Genomic DNA, 16,297 nt, shown 5'->3' on the forward strand with positions numbered 1-16,297 from the left:
AAGAAATGGAACCAATCGCTTGGCGAGGTGTATTGATCTTCAGCTGATGCACAGGCCCCCGTCGACCGGCAGCGACTGGCCCGTAATGTAATCGCTGTGCGGCGATGCGAAGAAGACAGCCAGTCCTTCCAGTCCCGCGTGATCTCCAAACCGGCCCAGCGGAACGCGCTTTGCAATCCACTCCCCGAATTTCGGATTGGCAGCGGCGGTCAGCGGCGTTTCATAGAACCCGAAGAGAAGCGCATTGGCGGTGATCCCATATCGGGCGAGTTCGAATGCGGCCCCCCGTGTCAGCCCGTTTACTGCCGCTTTCGACGCGGCGTAATCGGAGCTTTTGTTCACTCCCATGATCGACTGGTCCGAAGAGGTGACGATGAGCTTGCCGCCCGGATCCCCACTTTCGGCGCGCTCGATCATATGGCGCGAGACGTGTTTGTAGGTCAGCGCCGCTCCGCGCGTATTGACAGCCATGGTCGCGTCCCAGCCTTCTGCCGTGATATCGGGAATACGGCTGCCCGCGCCGGATCGTCCGGCATTCGCAAATGCAGTATCGACGCGGCCAAACGCATCGAGCGTCGCCTTCATGGCCGCTTCAATGGTTGCTTCTTCGGCGACGTCACATGCAAAAGCCGCGACCCGGCCGCCGCCCAGTTTATCCAGCTCTGAAACCGCGGAGGCACTCTTGCGCGTATCTCTGGCCCAGATCGCGACATCCGCTCCCGCCTTGGCGAGACCTTTTGCCATGGAAAGGCCAATGCCGGAATTGCCTCCGGTGACGATGGCCACGCGGCCTGAAAGATCGAACATATCCATGGTTCACACGAGTGACCCAATTGGCTTAGGGCCGCAAGACTGAGAAACCGGACGACATAATGGACAACACAGCTTCGTTAACCCCGGCATCGCGCTGGCTTGGCTATGCAGGCCTCCTGCCGCAGATCATCTGCGTAGCGCTGGCAGCCACCGGACATGAATATGCCTACACCGCCCTGGCTGGAGGGTTTGCTTACGCGGCTGCGATCTTCAGCTTTCTTGGCGGCGTTTGGTGGGGGCAAGCCATCGCCAGCGGCAGGGGCGGGGCGGGCGCGTACCTTATCTCAGTCATGCCCAGCCTGATCGCGGTCGCGCTTTTCCTGCCGTGGAGCTTTGGATGGGATTGGCCCGGGCCAGCGCTGCTTTATCTGGGCGCGCTGATCCTGTTGTCTCCGCTGGTCGACCGTTGGCTGGGCTTTGCTGCGAAGGATTTCATGCAGCTGAGAGTGCAATTGTCGGTGGGGCTCGGTCTGCTGACAATCGCGCTCGGCCTGGTGGCCGACCGGATCGTCTGACAATTGCAAGAATGAAATGCGGTATTAGGTAGCAAACGCACAAAGCGTATCGGCTCGCTAGCCCCTACCTAGGCCGCATGGGAACTACGAACGTAAAAGCGGGTCTGGAGAACCAGATTGCGTCCTACATGGGCGAACTCGAAGAGATCGATGCCACGATCCAGATGATCATGGACGGCATGGACAATCTCAAAGAGCTTCAAAAGCGCCGAGCGAAGCTTGTCAGGCTGATCGATGGTGCAGAACAAATCATCACCGAAAACCATCCGGATTGGCAAAATAAGGTCAAGCCGCGCAAAAAGGGCAAGTGGCGTAGTCCATTTGCGAATGGTGAACTTGGCCGACGAGCGCTCGAAGTGCTTCGTGAGGAAGATCGCTGGATGCGCCCTCGTGAGATCGCAATCAAGATGCTTGAGGCCAAGAGCATCGCGACAGATGACAGAGTAACCTTGGACCGGGTGACCAACTCAGTTGGTGGCTACTTCGCGAAACACGAAGGCGATCTGGTCGAATCGACCTCCGAATATGCGAAGAAATGGCGCTTGATTCCCGATTTGAAAGCTTGCGTTAAGAACTAAATTTGGAAAGCGCTGATCCGTTAATCACGCGAGCGCTAGAGAATCCTCGAAAACTAAATTTGTAAAATAAAACTGTTGTAATTCCTCGAAAATCTGCATTCTTTCTCCGCTGCAACTTTCGCAATGGAGGTAAAGTCGCAGCATTTTCTTCTCTCGAAACAGGCGAGATCGCTGAGCAAAAAGCGTATCCAGCGCCTCACGGAGGACGAGGCCTTTGCCGAGTTCTGTGCCGTGCGTTTCGAAGAGAACGACGGTGAACCCTTCTGCCCGTGGTGTGGGCACAAGGAGGTCTACTCGATTCCTACCCGGAGAAAGTGGCGCTGTAAGTCCAAGGTGTGCGGTCGAGACTTTTCGGCAACTTCCGACACGGTTTTCGCAAGCCATAAGCTTCCATTCCGCGATCTTCTCCTGCTCGTCGCATACCAGTCTCAAGCGAAGAAGAACTTCAATGCAATCGACATGAGCCAAGAGCTTGAAGTGCAATACAAGACGGCGTTTGTCTGGTGTCATAAGCTTCGAGAGGCGATCGCGACCAGTCAGCACGAAGGCACGCTTCGGGGGCAAGTCGAAATCGATGGCGCGTATTTCGGCGGCTACATAAAGCCGAAGAACAGCTTCCCATTGCGGCAGGACAGACGCCGGTTGGTAAGAGAACAGGGAAAGCGCAAATGCGTCGTGATCTTCCGAGAACGGGGAGGTCGAAGCCGCGCTCTGGTCTGTTCAGAGAGCGAGGCAGCGCACAAAGCCCCTGAGTTCATCGAGCCCGGCAGCATCATCTACACAGACGATGCTGTCGAATATAACCGGCTTGCAGCGCGCTATAAGCTGGTAAAGGTCAACCACTCCAAGCGGTATTCGGAAGGTGACGCCTGCACGAACTGGGCGGAGTCATATTTTGCAAGGCTACGGCGCGCTGAGATCGGCATCCACCATCACTTCGCAGGAACCTACTTGCACAACTACGCCAACGAAATCTCGTGGCGAGAGGACCGGCGTCGCTTCCCGGCAAACGAGAACTACGAGGAGCTTCTGCGGATCACATCGCACCATCCCGTGTCGCGCCAATGGAAGGGCTACTGGCAGCGCTACAAGGACGCCGCATAGTGACCACGTTCACCATCCATCTGATGGGTCAGGCAACGCCCATCACGCTCGACTTGCCGATAAGCACCGTTGATGACCTTGCCGAGAAGGCTGGAGAGACACGATACCTTGTCGGTCACTTGGCGAGTGCCGATGAGGATGGTGTTTGTCGGCGGGTGATGATCGCTACGAGCAGGATACAATGCGCGATCGAGGCCTAGACGATCGCACATCCGACAAGCAGGAAGAGGCCTCCAAGAACGAGCGTCATAAGGCCTTTGATCAGATCACGAGCGCCCTTGCTCACGATCGCAGCCAGAATGAGTAGGCCAATGAACCAGAGCATCAGATCGGCTGCACATTACCATTTCGGAAGTTCACCAGATAGTTCGAGCGACCAGTCCCGTCGCGATTGGTGATGCAGCCAATCCCATAGTGGTCTGCATCAACTTTTGCTGACTCGATTGGTGCAGCGCAGAGATAGCCCTTCACGTTGATCGAAGCGCTTACGTAGTCCACCGATTGGAGCCATTTCTGTTGCTCTTCTGGCGAGCGCTGTTTGTCTCCGGAGAAGGCATGGATGATGGCCTGTTCGAGTGGGGTGGTTGGCGCAGGCTCGGTTTGCGCGACGGCAACCTCCTCGACAACTGGATCGCTCTGGTCGCTTGCTTTGCGATCTGATGGCAGGCTGACTGACCCGACCGAAGTGATGCCGAAATAGACACATAGACAAATGATGCCAATTCCAGCGCCTTTGATCGCATTATGCATTTCCGTTTTCCTTTCGAAGCATCGGATAGCTTCAAAAGGTTAACAGCGGGATTCATAAACCGTGGACTGATACTCCTTCCTGCCGCGATCTGGCGGTGTGGACCCTTATCTCGACATCCTAGGCCAACGCATCCGCGCCAAGCGACGCGAACTCGGTCTGTCACAGGAGGGATTGGCCAATGAGGCCGGACTGGACCGCAGCTATGTCGGCCGGATCGAGCGCGGCGAGCACAACCTGACGTTCGTCTCACTGGTCAGGCTGTGTCGTGCGATGGGGTGTGATGTGGCGGCATTGACAATGAATTTACCCACAACTTCAAATTCCTCTAAGTAGAGCAAGCGGCAGGCATGACTTACTCATTCTAGGGCTGCGTCTTAGGAATGAAGTATGGCGATCAATGAAGACACGGGAAAAATCGCACGCGCAGGCATGAGCGCTGCGTCGGGCCTAATCCCATTTCTGGGCGGCTTTCTTGCTGCCGCTGCGGCGGCTTGGAGTGAGAAGGAGCAGGAACACGCAAACAATATGTTGCGCCAATGGGTGCAGATGCTTGAGGACGAACTGCGCGAGAAGGGAAGGACGATCACCGAGATTATCGCCCGTCTCGATATGCAGGACGAGGAGACGCTGAAACGGGTTGAATCTGATGAGTTCCAAAGCCTGTTGAAGAAAAGCTTTCGAAATTGGTCTTCAATAGATTCTGAGAAGAAGCGAGAGAAAATTCGTAACATCCTTTCGAATGCAGCCGCAACAAGGTTGGTCTCAGACGATGTAGTCAGCCTTTTTATAGATTGGATCGCTCTATACTCAGATTTTCACTTCGAGGTGATCGGACAAATTTATCAGAATGAAGGAGTGAGCAGAGGCCAAATCTGGCGGAATCTTGGCCGTCCGCTGGTGGCGGAAAACTCAGCTGATGCAGACCTGTATCGAATGCTGATACGTGATCTAAGCACTGGCGGAGTAGTGCGCCAACACCGTCCGACCGACTATGAGGGCAATTTTCTAAAAAAGCCCTCTCGTGGGAGATCACGCGGCTCCGGAGGCGGGACAATGAAATCGGCCTTTGATGACGAAGACCCGTATGAACTAACGGAGCTTGGGAAGCAGTTTGTTCACTATGCGATGAACGAGCTTGCGCCAAGGCTTGAGTTTGAGGAGGTAAGCGAGAGTAGCGAGGCTTCCGCCTAGCGTTCCACTATAGTGGCTTACGCCATCGCGAACCCTGACCCAGCCTTAACCAGCAAAGCCGGATTGAACGTCTGCCTGTGCGCAGTGTGCTTTTCAAACCAAACACAGCCAACGAGATCGTAACCCTCACCTTGATCGATTTCTTCTACAGTCATCCGGGGACCGCCCGACTTTAGTTGAACAACGTCTCCAAGCTGAAACATGCTTCCGGCTCCTAACTGGTTAACCTATATGCGAATTGCGCCAATCGGACCCAGATGGTCAAGGGGACATTTGTAGAACACTGTGAGTCCAAATTCCCACAAGCGCCGGAAAAACACCGCTCAACGGCGCACGGCAAGCGGCCGCCAGCCTCTTGGTGTGGTTGCTGGTAAAGACCGGCGACGTGACCGCGCCGACATCAGGAATGCCAGTAATCCATAATCGAATTTGGCCGCACCTTGACATTTCAGCCAATGTCATGTAAACTTCGCAGAAGTCAGTTGCGAAGTTAAAACTTGGCCGCTCTTGGTGTTTGCTTGAAGAGCGTGAGACTTATTGCTAATCACCCTTTGGAACAAGGCTAGAACGAATGGAGGCGAACATGGCTGACGTATTCGACGTGTCCGCATACATTTTGAAGAAAGCTGGGCCTATGACGGCCATGAAGCTTCAAAAGCTTGTGTATTATTCACAAGCATGGTCGCTTGTGTGGGATGAAAGCCCTCTTTTCGATGAGAGGATCGAGGCTTGGGCCAATGGTCCTGTGTGCCCAGATTTATACTTCGAGCATCAGGGGCAATTTACTGTCTCAAGAGAGCCTAAGGGCGACGCAAAAGCGCTCACAAAAGACGAGCGTGAGACTGTAGACGCCATCTTGAAGCACTATGGGAACAAAAGGGCTCATTGGCTGAGCGATCTCACTCACAAAGAAGACCCTTGGCGGAATGCACGGCGCGGGTTGCCAGATGGCGTGCGCAGCAACCGCGTGATTTCGCACGCTTCGATGGCTGAATTTTACGGCAATCTCTGATTTCTGTGGCTCGAAAGCGCGATAAAAAGGCCAAATTTGGGGCTCATCCCGCGCCGGTTAAAAGTCCTGTCATCCGCGAACATCACTTTGAGGATGGGCATCCGCTCGCATGGAGGTTCGGCCAGACGGATAAAGCCGGTCCATTCGCTTGGGACATCCAGCCGGATCAAAAATTCCGTGAGGTGATGCTAAAGTTATGTGAATTTGAGTCGAAGAATTGGAATGAGATCACAGCAGGCGGCTCCCATCCAATTGCAACTGAGAAGCTTTGCGATGAAGCTAAGAGTCGACTTGTTGAAATTGAGAGAGATGATCTCGATGAGTTGCTGTCCCTGAGGCTGGCAGGAAAAAATCGAGTTTGGTGCATCAAGAGTGGGCACCTCTTGAGGCCCCTTTGGTGGGATGAGGAGCACCAAGTTTATCCGGTCGAGAAGGACAAGGCCGATAGGAAAAAGCGACGCCGCCGGAATGGTTAGGAGTTATATCTGGTGCTGGATATGAGTGATCAGCCGATCCTGAGGAGAACATTATGGCAATCAATGAGTCGTTCGAGGACGGGTTTGTCGAAGGCTACAAGGCAATCGCTGGAGATATGGTAATGGTCCCGATGGCTCCTATGGCTCCATTGACGCCGCTAGGCCAGACAGACTTTCGGATGGGCCTGCTAGCCGGAATCCGTGCGGCAGGCGGAATGCCCGACTGATCGAATTCAGTGCGGAGTGAGCTTCCATTTCCTTTACAAAGCCTCGGTTCGCAGATGCCTAGTAAGGTGAGAAACCGCTAAGAGCACTGGATTTCGCAGAATCCCAATTTAATGCTTTTGCTACCTAATACCGATGAAATGGTCGGGGAGAGAGGATTCGAACCTCCGGCCCCTGCCTCCCGAAGACAGTGCTCTACCAGGCTGAGCTACTCCCCGACCGTGTGCGCGAGACACTGGATTCGATCCAGCGGCGCGGAAGCAAGGCGCGTGCCTATAGGTGTGGATAGCGCAGGTGGCAAGCGCACTTTTGCACCCTATAGATTGGCTCATGGCCTCCCAGTCGATTCCAACCAAGCTAACCGAGCCCGCTCACCCTGAATGGCAATACCTCAATCTCATGCGCGAGATCTGGGAACGCGGAAGCGAGCGGATGGATCGCACGGGCACGGGCACGCGCTCAATCGCTGGTGCCATGCTCCGATACGACCTTGCCGATGGCGCAATGCCGCTGCTCACGACCAAGCGCGTCTACTGGAAGACCGCCACGCGCGAGATGCTGTGGTTCCTGACCGGGGAGACGAATATCCGCCCGCTGGTGTTTCAGGGCGTGAAGATCTGGAACGAGTGGCCTCATGCCAACTATGTGCGCGAGACGGGCGACGACATCAGTCTTGAGGACTTCGTCCAACGCATTGCCGATGATGAAGCATTCGCGGCGCGCTGGGGCGATCTTGGCCCGGTCTATGGAAAGCAGTGGGTCGATTGGCCGACCTATCGTTATCGCAAGGATGGCCTCTACGAGAAGGGCGAGGGGATCAATCAGGTCGCTGAGGTCGTCGAGAGCCTGCGCAACAATCCGGGCAGTCGGCGCCACATTATCGAAGGCTGGAATGTAGCCGAGCTTGACCGCATGGCGCTGCCGCCGTGTCACAAGACCTATCAATTCCACGTTGCAGGCAATCGCCTCAATTGCCTGCTTTATCAACGCAGTTGCGATGTCGCGCTGGGCCTTCCGTTCAACCTGTGGTCGGCGGCGCTGCTGACCCGAATGATGGCGCAGCAGACCGGCTTCGAGCCGGGTGAGCTCGTCTGGATGGGCGGGGACGTTCACCTCTATTTAAATCACGCGCATCTGATCGAAGAACAATTGACCCGCGAGCCAGCCGGTAACCCGCGTCTGGTAATCACAAGAAAGCCCGAAACAATTTTCGACTACAAAATCGAGGATTTCCGGGTCGATGATTACGCGCCGCTGCCTCCGATCAAGGCTCCTGTTGCGGTCTGATTGCCGCCGCTTGACCGCCGCATTTAGCTGACATAGCTGCCCTTCTGAAACTGTTCTTGGGAGAGCAAATCTATGGCCGATGCGGCCGACAATCCGTCCCCGACCGGAGACAACCGCCCCGCGCTCGCTCTGCACGTGCCAGAGCCTCGCTCGCGCCCAGGCGACCCGGTCAATTTTTCCGATGTCGATATTCCCGAAGCCGGTGCACAGCCGCGCCCTGATGAAGGCGCCAAGCCAGAGGACATGAAGGACCTGGCCTATGGGCTCGTCCGCGTTCTGGGCGATGACAACAAGGCGCATGGGCCGTGGGATCCGAAACTCGATCCTGAAACCCTGCGCACGATGCTTGGCCACATGGCTCTGACGCGCGCTTTCGATGAGCGCATGTTCCGCGGTCAGCGTCAGGGCAAGACGTCGTTCTACATGAAGTGCACCGGCGAAGAGGCGACCAGCATTTCTGCTGCCATGGCGTTGGCATCGGACGACATGGTGTTCCCAAGCTACCGCCAGCAGGGCATCCTGATCGCGCGCGGTTACCCGCTGATCGAGATGATCAACCAGATCTATTCGAACAAGGGCGACAAGCTGAAGGGCCGCCAGCTGCCGATCATGTATTCGAGCCGCGAGCATTCGTTCTTCTCGATCTCCGGGAACCTAGCCACGCAGACCCCGCAGGCCGTGGGCTGGGCAATGGCGAGCGCGATCAAGGGCGACAGCCGTATCGCGGCGACCTGGGTGGGCGAGGGCTCGACTGCGGAAGGTGATTTCCATTCGGCCTGCACCTTTGCGACAGTTTATAACGCACCCGTGATCCTCAACGTGATAAACAACCAATGGGCAATTTCGAGCTTTTCGGGTTTCGCAGGGTCCGAACGCACCACCTTTGCTGCACGCGCTCTTGGATATGGTCTTGCGGGCCTGCGCGTGGACGGTAACGACGCGCTCGCATGCTTCGCAGCGCAGCAGTGGGCGGCCAACCGCGCGAGAGCCAATCAGGGGCCCACGCTGATCGAATACTTCACCTACCGCGCCGAAGGTCACTCAACCTCTGACGATCCCTCCGGATATCGCTCTGCGCAAGAGCGTGAGGAATGGCCGCTGGGTGATCCCGTCATGCGCTTGAAGAACCACCTCATCGCGATCGGTGAGTGGGATGAGGAGCGTCAGGAAAAGATGGACCTAGAAGCCGCCGAACTGGTCAAGAAGACCACCAAGGAAGCCGAGAAGAATGGCATCCTCGGCCACGGCCTCCACCACCCGTTCCACACCATGTTCGAAGACGTTTTCGAAGAGCTGCCGTGGCATCTCAAGGAACAGGCCGAGCAGGCGACGCGAGAGCGTAAGATCAAGTGGCCCGATAGCCACCCCAAGGATGGAGCGGGCAAATGAGCGCTGAGACCCAAACCGCCGATCCGGTTGCCGAAACGACCGAACGCCGGATCAACATGATCGAGGCGATCAACGAAGCGCTCGACATCATGCTTGAGCGTGACGACGACGTCATCGTGATGGGCGAGGATGTCGGCTATTTCGGCGGCGTGTTCCGCTGCACCGCCGGACTTCAGGAAAAGCACGGCAAGACCCGCGTGTTCGACACGCCGATTTCCGAATGCGGGATCATCGGTGTCGCCGTGGGGATGGGGGCTTATGGCCTGCGTCCTGTCCCGGAAATTCAGTTTGCCGACTACATCTATCCCGGCCTCGACCAGCTGATCTCAGAAGCAGCCCGTCTGCGCTATCGCTCGGCGACCGAATACATCGCTCCAATGACGGTGCGCTCGCCTTTCGGTGGCGGCATTTTCGGTGGGCAGACGCACTCGCAATCGCCCGAAAGCATCTTCACGCACGTGTCGGGCCTCAAGACGGTCATCCCGTCGACGCCCTATGATGCGAAGGGCCTGCTTATCAGCTGTATCGAAGATAACGATCCGGTGATCTTTTTCGAGCCCAAGCGTATTTATAACGGCCCGTTTTCCGGTTTCTACGACAAGCCTGTTGAGCCTTGGAAGAAGCACAAGGATTCTGTGGTGCCGGAAGGCTATTACAAGATCCCGCTTGGCAAGGCGCGCACCGTGCAAGAGGGCGAGGCGCTAACCGTGCTCGCCTACGGCACGATGGTTCATGTGGCGGAGGCCGTGTGCCGTGAAAAAGGCGTTTATGCCGACATCCTCGACCTGCGCACGCTTGTCCCGCTCGACATCGAAGCAATCGAGCAATCGGTCAGGAAAACCGGGCGCTGTCTGATCGTTCACGAAGCGACCCGCACCAGCGGTTTTGGCGCTGAACTCTCGGCGCTTGTGACCGAGCGTTGTTTCTATCACCTCGAAGCCCCGGTCGAGCGCGTGACCGGTTTCGACACCCCTTATCCGCACAGCCTCGAATGGGCCTATTTCCCCGGTCCTGTCCGCATCGGCGAGGCCATCGACAAAATCCTCAAGGACTAAACGCATATGGCGAAGTTCACTTTCAACATGCCCGATGTGGGCGAAGGCGTGGCCGAGGCGGAGATCGTCGAATGGCTGGTCAAGGTCGGCGATACCGTTGCCGAGGACCAGCATCTCGTCGACGTGATGACCGACAAGGCAACGATCGACATCGAAAGCCCGGTCGATGGCAAGGTCATCGAGGTTGCCGGCGAAGTCGGCGATGTAATCTCGGTCGGTGCAATGCTGCTGGTGATCGAGGTCGAAGGCGAAGTGACTGATGAGGTTGAGGAAGAGGCTGCTCCTGAGCCTGCGCCTGAACCCGTGGCCGAGCCCGAAGAGCCGTGCAAGCCCATGCCGGAACCGACCGTAACGCCCGAGCCTGAGCTCAAGCCTGCACCGGCTCCTGTACCCACGCCGACACCCGCACCCGAGCCTGCTGCATCAGCGGCGAAGGTTCTCGCATCGCCCGCCGTGCGCCAGCGCGCTAAAGAGCTCGGTGTCGATCTGTCGCAGGTTAAGCCAGCCGACGATGGCCGCGTGCGTCACGGCGATCTGGACCAGTTCATCGCTTACAATTCCGGCGGTGGTTTCTCGCCTGCCGGTCGCACCCGCGAGGACGAGCCGATCAAGGTGATCGGCCTTCGCAAGCGCATCGCTCAGAACATGAGCGCGGCCAAGCGCAACATTCCGCATTTCACCTATGTCGAGGAATGCGACGTCACTGCACTGGAAGCCATGCGCGCCGATCTCAACAGCGCGCGCGGCGATCGGCCGAAACTGACGATGCTGCCGCTGCTGATCACGGCGTTCTGCAAGCTGATCCCGGATTATCCGATGATCAATGCGCGCTACGATGACGAGGCCAATGTCGTCACCCGCCACGGCAGCGTGCACATGGGTATGGCGACCCAGACCGACAACGGTCTGATGGTCCCGGTCATTCGCGATGCGCAGGCGCGCAATCTGTGGCAGCTGGCGACCGAGATCGGGCGTCTGGCGAATGCTGCGCGTGATGGATCGGCGAAATCGGAAGAGCTCTCAGGCTCGACGATCACGGTCACGTCGCTCGGACCGCTTGGCGGTGTTGCGACCACCCCGGTCATCAACCGCCCGGAAGTCGCCATCATCGGTCCCAACCGCATTATCGAGCGCCCGATGTTCGTCTCCGACGGGCAGGGCGCAGAGCGCGTTGAGAAGCGCAAGCTGATGAATATCTCGATCTCCTGCGACCACCGAGTGGTGGATGGATATGATGCGGCCAGCTTTATTCAGGACGTGAAGAAGCTGATCGAGACACCGGTTTTGCTGCTGTCTGATTGAGGACGAAAAAAAAGCGTCATCGAAGGCCAAACGGGCGTTGACAGCCCTGCTGGTCTGCCTTAGTGGCGCGTCTCCCAAGGGCGCTAACGCCGCAAGATGCGCGGGTGTAGCTCAGTTGGTTAGAGTATCGGCCTGTCACGCCGAGGGTCGCGGGTTCGAGTCCCGTCACTCGCGCCACTTGGGACATTGAGAGCCCCCCGAAGACATCTGTCTTGCGGGGGTTTTCTTTTGCCTAAACACAGGCTGCCGCTGGTTGACCGGGGGAAGTTCGTCGAGGTCTGTAAAGCCTCGCGAGCCGATCAGCCCTCACTTGCCTTTGCCAGCGCGGCCAGGTTCGCCTCATGCTGCGCCTTGTCGATCTTGTAACGCGACAGGCAATAGAGGGCCGCCATCCACAGTATAAGCAGCGTGGGCGCGTAAAAAGCGCCGAGCTGCCAGAGCGTGTCTTGAGGAACAGCCGAAGGCTCCGCGCCTTCGGGAAAGGCGATCAAGGACAGGATGACGCCCGCAGACAGCACGCCGAGCCCTTGCGTAGTCTTCCGCGTGAACGTCATCGCTGCATAATAGACGCCTTCATTTCGCCTGCCGGTCTTGACCTGGTTTGATTCAACAAGGTCCGCGATCATCGAATAGGACACGGTCTGCACTGAGATGATGAGCGCCAGATCGAGGATATTCACCGCCAGCATGATCGGGAACAGGATCGGGTCACCATTTTCCGGCATCAGGTCCACCAGCCGCAGCAAGACCGGCAAGGGCTGGATCGTGAAGGTAAGCAGCCCGAGCATGATCGTCGCGCGTTTCTTGCCAAGCCTGCGCACCGCGAATGGCGCGATAAAGAACGACATCGCCGCCGATATGAAAACGGTCGTCGTCCAGATGAAGATCTGAAACTCGCTGAAGCCCCAGAAATAATTGAGCATCAGAAAGGCAAGCGAGGTGTTCACGCCGAGCGCGATCGAGAAGATTACCGTCGCAACGAACAGCGCGATGAAGCTGCGCTCGCTCAGAATTTCGAGCATCTCGCGAACGACGCGGCGTAAGCTGAATGGATCGGGATTTGGGCTCGGCTTGCTGAATGTTGGAATGCGATGATGCGTGCCGATTGCGGAAACAAGGATAGCCGCCACCATCAGCACGCTCGCGACGACGCCATAGGTGCGAAAGCCCTCCGGATCGCGCATCCCCAACGGGCCGGTCAGCAGCACGCCGAACATCAGGACGCTCATCGCGTTGCCGCCCACCCATCCAAAGAACAGGCGATAGGCTTGAATGCTCGTGCGCTCTTCATAGTCGCGCGACAGTTCTGGCAGCAGCGCGCTGGAGGGCGTTTCATAGAAGGTGATGAAAGTCCTGATCGTGACCGCAAGAACTGTGAGGTACAAGAACAGCCCCATTTGCGAGAGATCAGGCGGGCTCCACAAAAGGAAATAGCTCAGCCCCACCGGGAGAGCGGCTGCGTACATGAAGGGATGCCTTCGCCCCCAGCGTGATCGAAGATTGTCGGACCAATACCCCACGATAGGATCCGAGATCGCATCGAACACAAGCGCGATAAAAATCGCGAGCCCGACCAGTCCGGGCTCCAAGCCGATGACGGTGCCGTAGAAAAGCAGAAGGAAATAGTCGAAGCCGCCATTCTTCACACCGAACGCGACCGAGCCGAAACCATGCGCCAGTTTGAGCGCGACAGGCGGTTTGTCGGCAGGCGCCGGCGCTACGCCCTCAGCGGTTGATGCCATTCAAATCCCTCTCTCAAAGGAGGAGGCTAGGCACTTGTCCGTAAGCTGGCAATGGGAGGACAGCGCTTATCCGGTTCGCTTGCGGCCCGGCAGACACCGAAGATCGTTGGTCCCAAGCTCTGTTTCCTGCGTCCCCGCTAGAACGAAGGCCTGCGATCCTCTGCGCTGGGTGTCGACGATGTTCAATGTGATGAGGTCGCCATCGGGATCGCTCCACTCGGCATCGCCCGGCAAGGGGTCGGCTTCGTAATTGTAGACCTCTGTGAGGCTGATGACCGCCTCTTCGCCTGACGTCGCGGTTGTGCCTCGCCAGCGCATCCGGGCGCTCACGGGTGCGCCCGACACGCGCCCGGTCACGACCATGCGCGCTTCGATTTGTGAGCTGTCACCGAACTCGAAATCAAGCGCGATGCTTGTTTCGCTGGTGCTGGAAGTGCGCGGTTTCACGCGGCAGAAATAGGTGCGCTGCGCCGCGACCTCTTCCACGTGAGCGAGCTTTTCTTCGGCGCTGGATTGCGATTGAGCATAAGCAACAGGAGCAGCAACGATAAGCCCCACGCCAAGCGCCAGTTTCCAACAGGCCAGACCTTGCATAAATGCTTCTCCCGCATCCGGCAGCAACGCTATTGCCAGCCGCAAGACCTGTCAAAGGCGTCTATGCCTGTACAAACCCTTAAGCCGGGTCCTGATCGACCTCGCGGCTGACGCCCCATTTTCCGGTTTCCATCCAGATCAGAAAGCGTTTGAGCGGCAAAAGCCAGATGACGCCAAGGGTCACGTAGGTCACGGTCTGCGCCCATCCGGGCCATGTCGCGAGGATGTCTGCGAGGTATACCGCGATCAGTACGCCGTAGATGATGAGCGCCACAAACAGGCCAAAAATGCCGATAGGAATACGCCAGGTCGGGGTCTCACGCATCAATTCAGTCCGTAGATTCGAGTTGGGGTCACAACCGCATCGAGCGCGATATCATGCGGCTCGGTCGGTAGCTCTTCGCACAATTGCACGTCCCAGGCGAGGCCGATTGCAATCCTGCCGGGGTTGGCGGCGAGCCAGCGGTCATAATGCCCTCCGCCCTGGCCGAGACGTGCAAGATCGTCGGTAAAGCCGACCAGAGGTACGAACAGAACGTCAGGAGAGATGAGCGGCGCGGATTGTGCCGGTTGCCTGATACCGAATGGCCCGTCCTCAAGGTCGCTTTCACCGTGGGGCTCGGTATGAGCGCGAAACTCCATGGGCGAGCTTTCGGTCGCGAAATGGGGCAATGCTATTGTGTGCCCCGCCTCGTGAAAAAAACGCGCATAGCCAGCCGCAGGCGCTTCGGCCCCGGTCGCGTGATAAAGCCCGATCACCGCCTTTTCGCTGAGTTTCGCCAGAAGCGGGGCAGGGGGGCGATGGAACAACAGCGCCCGCACGGCGTCCGGCTGAGCGGCGACATGCTCACGGCGCGCTTTTCTAAGGGCTTTGCGAAGCTCTGCTTTGGTGGTCACGACTTGTAGCGGGCCTGTTGGCGCTGATCGGCCAGAAGGATCGCAAGGGCGACCGCCCGCCCGCAGCGACGCGGCCGTCAGGCCGTGTGAGCGAGGAAATCGCAGAGCGAATGCGCTGCAGATAGCAAAATGACGGGACCACCATGGGTCGGTGCCGGGAAATCCTCTGACGCCTAAAACGTCAGGTGGGCGCCGTTTACTCCGGTCCCACAGCCGAACTGGTGGACCAAAGCAGGGACAGCTCCCTTGGATTGCTTATAGCCTCAGGGATTTTCTGTGGCTCGTGCCGGGCAGCCCCGCCATCGCGTCATTTAGTGTGTGGTCGACTGGCCTTCAAGCGCGTTCGCAGTCGCTTCAGCCCGTGCCGCCAGGGCTTCGAGCTTTTCCGCGAGCGCTGCGGAGTGCGCGGCGTCCTCTGCGGGACCGCCAAAAAGATCGTGCTGATGCTTCTCGCGTTCCTCGAATTCCGCGACTCTCGCCTTGAGAGCGAGATTTTCTTTGCGGGCGCGTTCTTCGGCCTTGCGAAGGGTCGCGATTTGCGCGCGCATTTCCGCCTTGGCCGAGCCGCTGCGCTCCTTGTCGTTTTCGTTGTCGGACGCAGCTTTCTTCAAGGCGTTCGCCGCGTCGTCACGGGCACGCTGAAGTTCGATCCGCAATTCGGCAAGCTCGCCCTTGGCATTGGCTGCCTTCTCTTTTGCCTCGTCGAGCTCATCGGCCATGAACAGGGCGGCAAAGACGAGATTGTCGGCTTCCTGCGGTGCGCGCGCCGTCCCAAGCTTGGCGTAGTTTTCATCGATAAGCTTCCCGAAAGCTTCGACTTTTTCCTCGTCACCGGGGCCACAGGCAATCGAATATGTGCGTGGGCCGACCTTGATCTTGACCTGGCTCACGCCTCAAGCTCCTCGATCAGGCTGTCGATCTGGCCGATTGTGTCGGCGACTTCCTCGCGCAGCTTTTCGTGCGCGTTGACCAGCGCCATGACGCGCTGCGATCCGCCCGCGTCATTCGCCCTTTCATCGGCGCTGTCGCCACCGCGCTGTTCGATTTCCGCACGCGCGGCGTCAATCCGCTCCATCGCGGCATTAAGGCGGGTCATCGCCTGTTCGATCCGGGCTGCACTCATGGTGGACCGGAATTTACCAAGAATGCCCACATTCGCAAAGCCTTGGGGCACCCTGTTGATAAGTGCTCTTGAGTCCATTGCGCAAACAAACACTTTGGGGAGCGCAAGGCGGCAAGTGTTGACCTCACCACATGGCTCGGCAATGGCAATCCGCGCTGGGAAAGGGGCCCGAATCGCAGCCCATAGAACAGCGCCCAAAAGCTATAGAGCGCGCATTCAACCCCGCGCCAGCAGGAGCCTGAC

General features: G+C 57.8%; 22 protein-coding genes and 2 tRNA genes. 14 read left to right on the forward strand and 10 right to left on the reverse strand.

Going from position 1 to position 16,297, the window contains the following annotated elements; genetic code table 11:
• Nucleotides 1-39: 39 nt before the first annotated feature.
• Nucleotides 40-813 (reverse strand): SDR family NAD(P)-dependent oxidoreductase, encoded by a 774-nt coding sequence (locus tag CD351_RS09020; protein ID WP_111992347.1) that lies wholly within the window; start codon nt 811-813, stop codon nt 40-42.
• 59 nt (nt 814-872) lie between these two features.
• On the opposite strand from CD351_RS09020, the gene CD351_RS09025 reads away from it, so the two are divergent.
• The 4 genes from CD351_RS09025 (at nt 873) to CD351_RS09040 (ending at nt 3,210) form a co-directional block, all read left to right on the forward strand.
• The gene (locus tag CD351_RS09025) at nt 873-1,328 is read left to right on the forward strand and encodes a DUF3429 domain-containing protein (RefSeq protein WP_111992348.1); all 456 of its coding nucleotides are present in this window, start codon (nt 873-875) and stop codon (nt 1,326-1,328) included.
• 77 nt (nt 1,329-1,405) lie between these two features.
• Nucleotides 1,406-1,906 (forward strand): hypothetical protein, encoded by a 501-nt coding sequence (locus CD351_RS09030; RefSeq protein WP_162627672.1) that lies wholly within the window; start codon nt 1,406-1,408, stop codon nt 1,904-1,906.
• Between the two features lie 123 nt (nt 1,907-2,029).
• On the forward strand, nt 2,030-3,010 hold the full coding sequence (locus CD351_RS09035) for an IS1595 family transposase (RefSeq protein WP_111992350.1): 981 nt from the start codon (nt 2,030-2,032) through the stop codon (nt 3,008-3,010).
• Nucleotides 3,010-3,210, forward strand: coding sequence for a hypothetical protein (locus CD351_RS09040; protein ID WP_111992351.1), 201 nt, complete (start codon nt 3,010-3,012; stop codon nt 3,208-3,210). The genes CD351_RS09035 and CD351_RS09040 overlap by 1 nt, the downstream gene beginning before the upstream one ends.
• 124 nt (nt 3,211-3,334) lie before the next feature.
• Here CD351_RS09040 and CD351_RS09045 read toward each other — a convergent pair whose 3' ends face one another.
• Nucleotides 3,335-3,760 (reverse strand): hypothetical protein, encoded by a 426-nt coding sequence (locus CD351_RS09045; RefSeq protein WP_111992352.1) that lies wholly within the window; start codon nt 3,758-3,760, stop codon nt 3,335-3,337.
• Between the two features lie 97 nt (nt 3,761-3,857).
• On the opposite strand from CD351_RS09045, the gene CD351_RS09050 reads away from it, so the two are divergent.
• Complete coding sequence (locus tag CD351_RS09050; protein ID WP_234027090.1) at nt 3,858-4,094, forward strand: helix-turn-helix domain-containing protein; 237 nt, start codon at nt 3,858-3,860, stop codon at nt 4,092-4,094.
• A gap of 54 nt (nt 4,095-4,148) precedes the next feature.
• The gene (locus tag CD351_RS09055; protein WP_111992354.1) at nt 4,149-4,952 is read left to right on the forward strand and encodes a hypothetical protein; all 804 of its coding nucleotides are present in this window, start codon (nt 4,149-4,151) and stop codon (nt 4,950-4,952) included.
• A gap of 17 nt (nt 4,953-4,969) precedes the next feature.
• Here the strand turns inward: CD351_RS09055 and CD351_RS09060 are convergent, their stop codons facing one another.
• Nucleotides 4,970-5,155: a YodC family protein gene (locus tag CD351_RS09060; RefSeq protein WP_111992355.1), complete on the reverse strand. Its 186-nt coding sequence runs from the start codon at nt 5,153-5,155 to the stop codon at nt 4,970-4,972.
• 380 nt (nt 5,156-5,535) lie between these two features.
• On the opposite strand from CD351_RS09060, the gene CD351_RS09065 reads away from it, so the two are divergent.
• From CD351_RS09065 to CD351_RS15710, 3 genes are read left to right on the forward strand one after another with little or no spacing between them, the layout of a single operon-like run.
• Nucleotides 5,536-5,964 (forward strand): Panacea domain-containing protein, encoded by a 429-nt coding sequence (locus tag CD351_RS09065; RefSeq protein WP_111993680.1) that lies wholly within the window; start codon nt 5,536-5,538, stop codon nt 5,962-5,964.
• Between the two features lie 5 nt (nt 5,965-5,969).
• A complete protein-coding gene (locus CD351_RS09070) occupies nt 5,970-6,440 on the forward strand; it encodes a hypothetical protein (RefSeq protein ID WP_111992356.1) in 471 nt (156 codons plus the stop codon).
• Between the two features lie 53 nt (nt 6,441-6,493).
• Nucleotides 6,494-6,667 (forward strand): hypothetical protein, encoded by a 174-nt coding sequence (locus CD351_RS15710; RefSeq protein WP_162627538.1) that lies wholly within the window; start codon nt 6,494-6,496, stop codon nt 6,665-6,667.
• Nucleotides 6,668-6,806: 139 nt separating this feature from the next.
• Here the strand turns inward: CD351_RS15710 and CD351_RS09075 are convergent.
• A tRNA-Pro gene (locus CD351_RS09075) sits at nt 6,807-6,883 on the reverse strand.
• Between the two features lie 112 nt (nt 6,884-6,995).
• Between CD351_RS09075 and thyA the strand changes: the two genes are divergently transcribed.
• The 5 genes from thyA (at nt 6,996) to CD351_RS09100 (ending at nt 11,875) form a co-directional block, all read left to right on the forward strand.
• Entirely contained in the window at nt 6,996-7,952 is a 957-nt protein-coding gene (gene thyA, locus CD351_RS09080; RefSeq protein WP_111992357.1) for a thymidylate synthase, read from the forward strand.
• Between the two features lie 72 nt (nt 7,953-8,024).
• Entirely contained in the window at nt 8,025-9,341 is a 1,317-nt protein-coding gene (locus CD351_RS09085; protein ID WP_111992358.1) for a 3-methyl-2-oxobutanoate dehydrogenase (2-methylpropanoyl-transferring) subunit alpha, read from the forward strand.
• Nucleotides 9,338-10,396 carry an alpha-ketoacid dehydrogenase subunit beta gene (locus CD351_RS09090; RefSeq protein ID WP_111992359.1) on the forward strand — a complete coding sequence of 353 codons (1,059 nt, stop codon included), beginning with the start codon at nt 9,338-9,340 and terminating at the stop codon, nt 10,394-10,396. The genes CD351_RS09085 and CD351_RS09090 overlap by 4 nt, the downstream gene beginning before the upstream one ends.
• Before the next feature lie 6 nt (nt 10,397-10,402).
• Nucleotides 10,403-11,698 (forward strand): dihydrolipoamide acetyltransferase family protein, encoded by a 1,296-nt coding sequence (locus CD351_RS09095; RefSeq protein ID WP_111992360.1) that lies wholly within the window; start codon nt 10,403-10,405, stop codon nt 11,696-11,698.
• 100 nt (nt 11,699-11,798) lie between these two features.
• A tRNA-Asp gene (locus tag CD351_RS09100) sits at nt 11,799-11,875 on the forward strand.
• A 122-nt stretch (nt 11,876-11,997) separates the two neighbouring features.
• Here CD351_RS09100 and CD351_RS09105 read toward each other — a convergent pair.
• From CD351_RS09105 to CD351_RS09130, 6 genes are all read right to left on the reverse strand, one after another.
• Complete coding sequence (locus CD351_RS09105; RefSeq protein WP_111992361.1) at nt 11,998-13,440, reverse strand: MFS transporter; 1,443 nt, start codon at nt 13,438-13,440, stop codon at nt 11,998-12,000.
• Nucleotides 13,441-13,506: 66 nt separating this feature from the next.
• A complete protein-coding gene (locus CD351_RS09110; RefSeq protein ID WP_162627673.1) occupies nt 13,507-14,034 on the reverse strand; it encodes a hypothetical protein in 528 nt (175 codons plus the stop codon).
• 79 nt (nt 14,035-14,113) lie between these two features.
• A complete protein-coding gene (locus CD351_RS09115; RefSeq protein ID WP_111992363.1) occupies nt 14,114-14,359 on the reverse strand; it encodes a DUF2842 domain-containing protein in 246 nt (81 codons plus the stop codon).
• A complete protein-coding gene (locus tag CD351_RS09120) occupies nt 14,359-14,931 on the reverse strand; it encodes a 5-formyltetrahydrofolate cyclo-ligase (protein ID WP_111992364.1) in 573 nt (190 codons plus the stop codon). Before CD351_RS09120 ends, CD351_RS09115 begins: the two co-directional genes overlap by 1 nt.
• A 311-nt stretch (nt 14,932-15,242) precedes the next feature.
• Nucleotides 15,243-15,821 carry a cell division protein ZapA gene (locus CD351_RS09125; protein WP_111992365.1) on the reverse strand — a complete coding sequence of 193 codons (579 nt, stop codon included), beginning with the start codon at nt 15,819-15,821 and terminating at the stop codon, nt 15,243-15,245.
• Entirely contained in the window at nt 15,818-16,084 is a 267-nt protein-coding gene (locus CD351_RS09130; protein WP_162627674.1) for a hypothetical protein, read from the reverse strand. Before CD351_RS09130 ends, CD351_RS09125 begins: the two co-directional genes overlap by 4 nt.
• Nucleotides 16,085-16,297: the final 213 nt, after the last annotated feature.

Source organism: Erythrobacter sp. KY5 (assembly GCF_003264115.1).
Classification (GTDB): domain Bacteria; phylum Pseudomonadota; class Alphaproteobacteria; order Sphingomonadales; family Sphingomonadaceae; genus Erythrobacter.

What these genes read in the sequence shown, in the direction of transcription:
- CD351_RS09020 (WP_111992347.1), bottom strand. Translation starts at nt 813, where the DNA reads ATGGATATGTTCGATCTTTCAGGCCGCGTGGCCATCGTCACCGGAGGC.
- CD351_RS09025 (WP_111992348.1), top strand. Translation starts at nt 873, where the DNA reads ATGGACAACACAGCTTCGTTAACCCCGGCATCGCGCTGGCTTGGCTAT.
- CD351_RS09030 (WP_162627672.1), top strand. Translation starts at nt 1,406, where the DNA reads ATGGGAACTACGAACGTAAAAGCGGGTCTGGAGAACCAGATTGCGTCC.
- CD351_RS09035 (WP_111992350.1), top strand. Translation starts at nt 2,030, where the DNA reads ATGGAGGTAAAGTCGCAGCATTTTCTTCTCTCGAAACAGGCGAGATCG.
- CD351_RS09045 (WP_111992352.1), bottom strand. Translation starts at nt 3,760, where the DNA reads ATGCATAATGCGATCAAAGGCGCTGGAATTGGCATCATTTGTCTATGT.
- CD351_RS09055 (WP_111992354.1), top strand. Translation starts at nt 4,149, where the DNA reads ATGGCGATCAATGAAGACACGGGAAAAATCGCACGCGCAGGCATGAGC.
- CD351_RS09060 (WP_111992355.1), bottom strand. Translation starts at nt 5,155, where the DNA reads ATGTTTCAGCTTGGAGACGTTGTTCAACTAAAGTCGGGCGGTCCCCGG.
- CD351_RS09065 (WP_111993680.1), top strand. Translation starts at nt 5,536, where the DNA reads ATGGCTGACGTATTCGACGTGTCCGCATACATTTTGAAGAAAGCTGGG.
- CD351_RS15710 (WP_162627538.1), top strand. Translation starts at nt 6,494, where the DNA reads ATGGCAATCAATGAGTCGTTCGAGGACGGGTTTGTCGAAGGCTACAAG.
- thyA (WP_111992357.1), top strand. Translation starts at nt 6,996, where the DNA reads ATGGCCTCCCAGTCGATTCCAACCAAGCTAACCGAGCCCGCTCACCCT.
- CD351_RS09085 (WP_111992358.1), top strand. Translation starts at nt 8,025, where the DNA reads ATGGCCGATGCGGCCGACAATCCGTCCCCGACCGGAGACAACCGCCCC.
- CD351_RS09090 (WP_111992359.1), top strand. Translation starts at nt 9,338, where the DNA reads ATGAGCGCTGAGACCCAAACCGCCGATCCGGTTGCCGAAACGACCGAA.
- CD351_RS09095 (WP_111992360.1), top strand. Translation starts at nt 10,403, where the DNA reads ATGGCGAAGTTCACTTTCAACATGCCCGATGTGGGCGAAGGCGTGGCC.
- CD351_RS09105 (WP_111992361.1), bottom strand. Translation starts at nt 13,440, where the DNA reads ATGGCATCAACCGCTGAGGGCGTAGCGCCGGCGCCTGCCGACAAACCG.
- CD351_RS09110 (WP_162627673.1), bottom strand. Translation starts at nt 14,034, where the DNA reads ATGCAAGGTCTGGCCTGTTGGAAACTGGCGCTTGGCGTGGGGCTTATC.
- CD351_RS09115 (WP_111992363.1), bottom strand. Translation starts at nt 14,359, where the DNA reads ATGCGTGAGACCCCGACCTGGCGTATTCCTATCGGCATTTTTGGCCTG.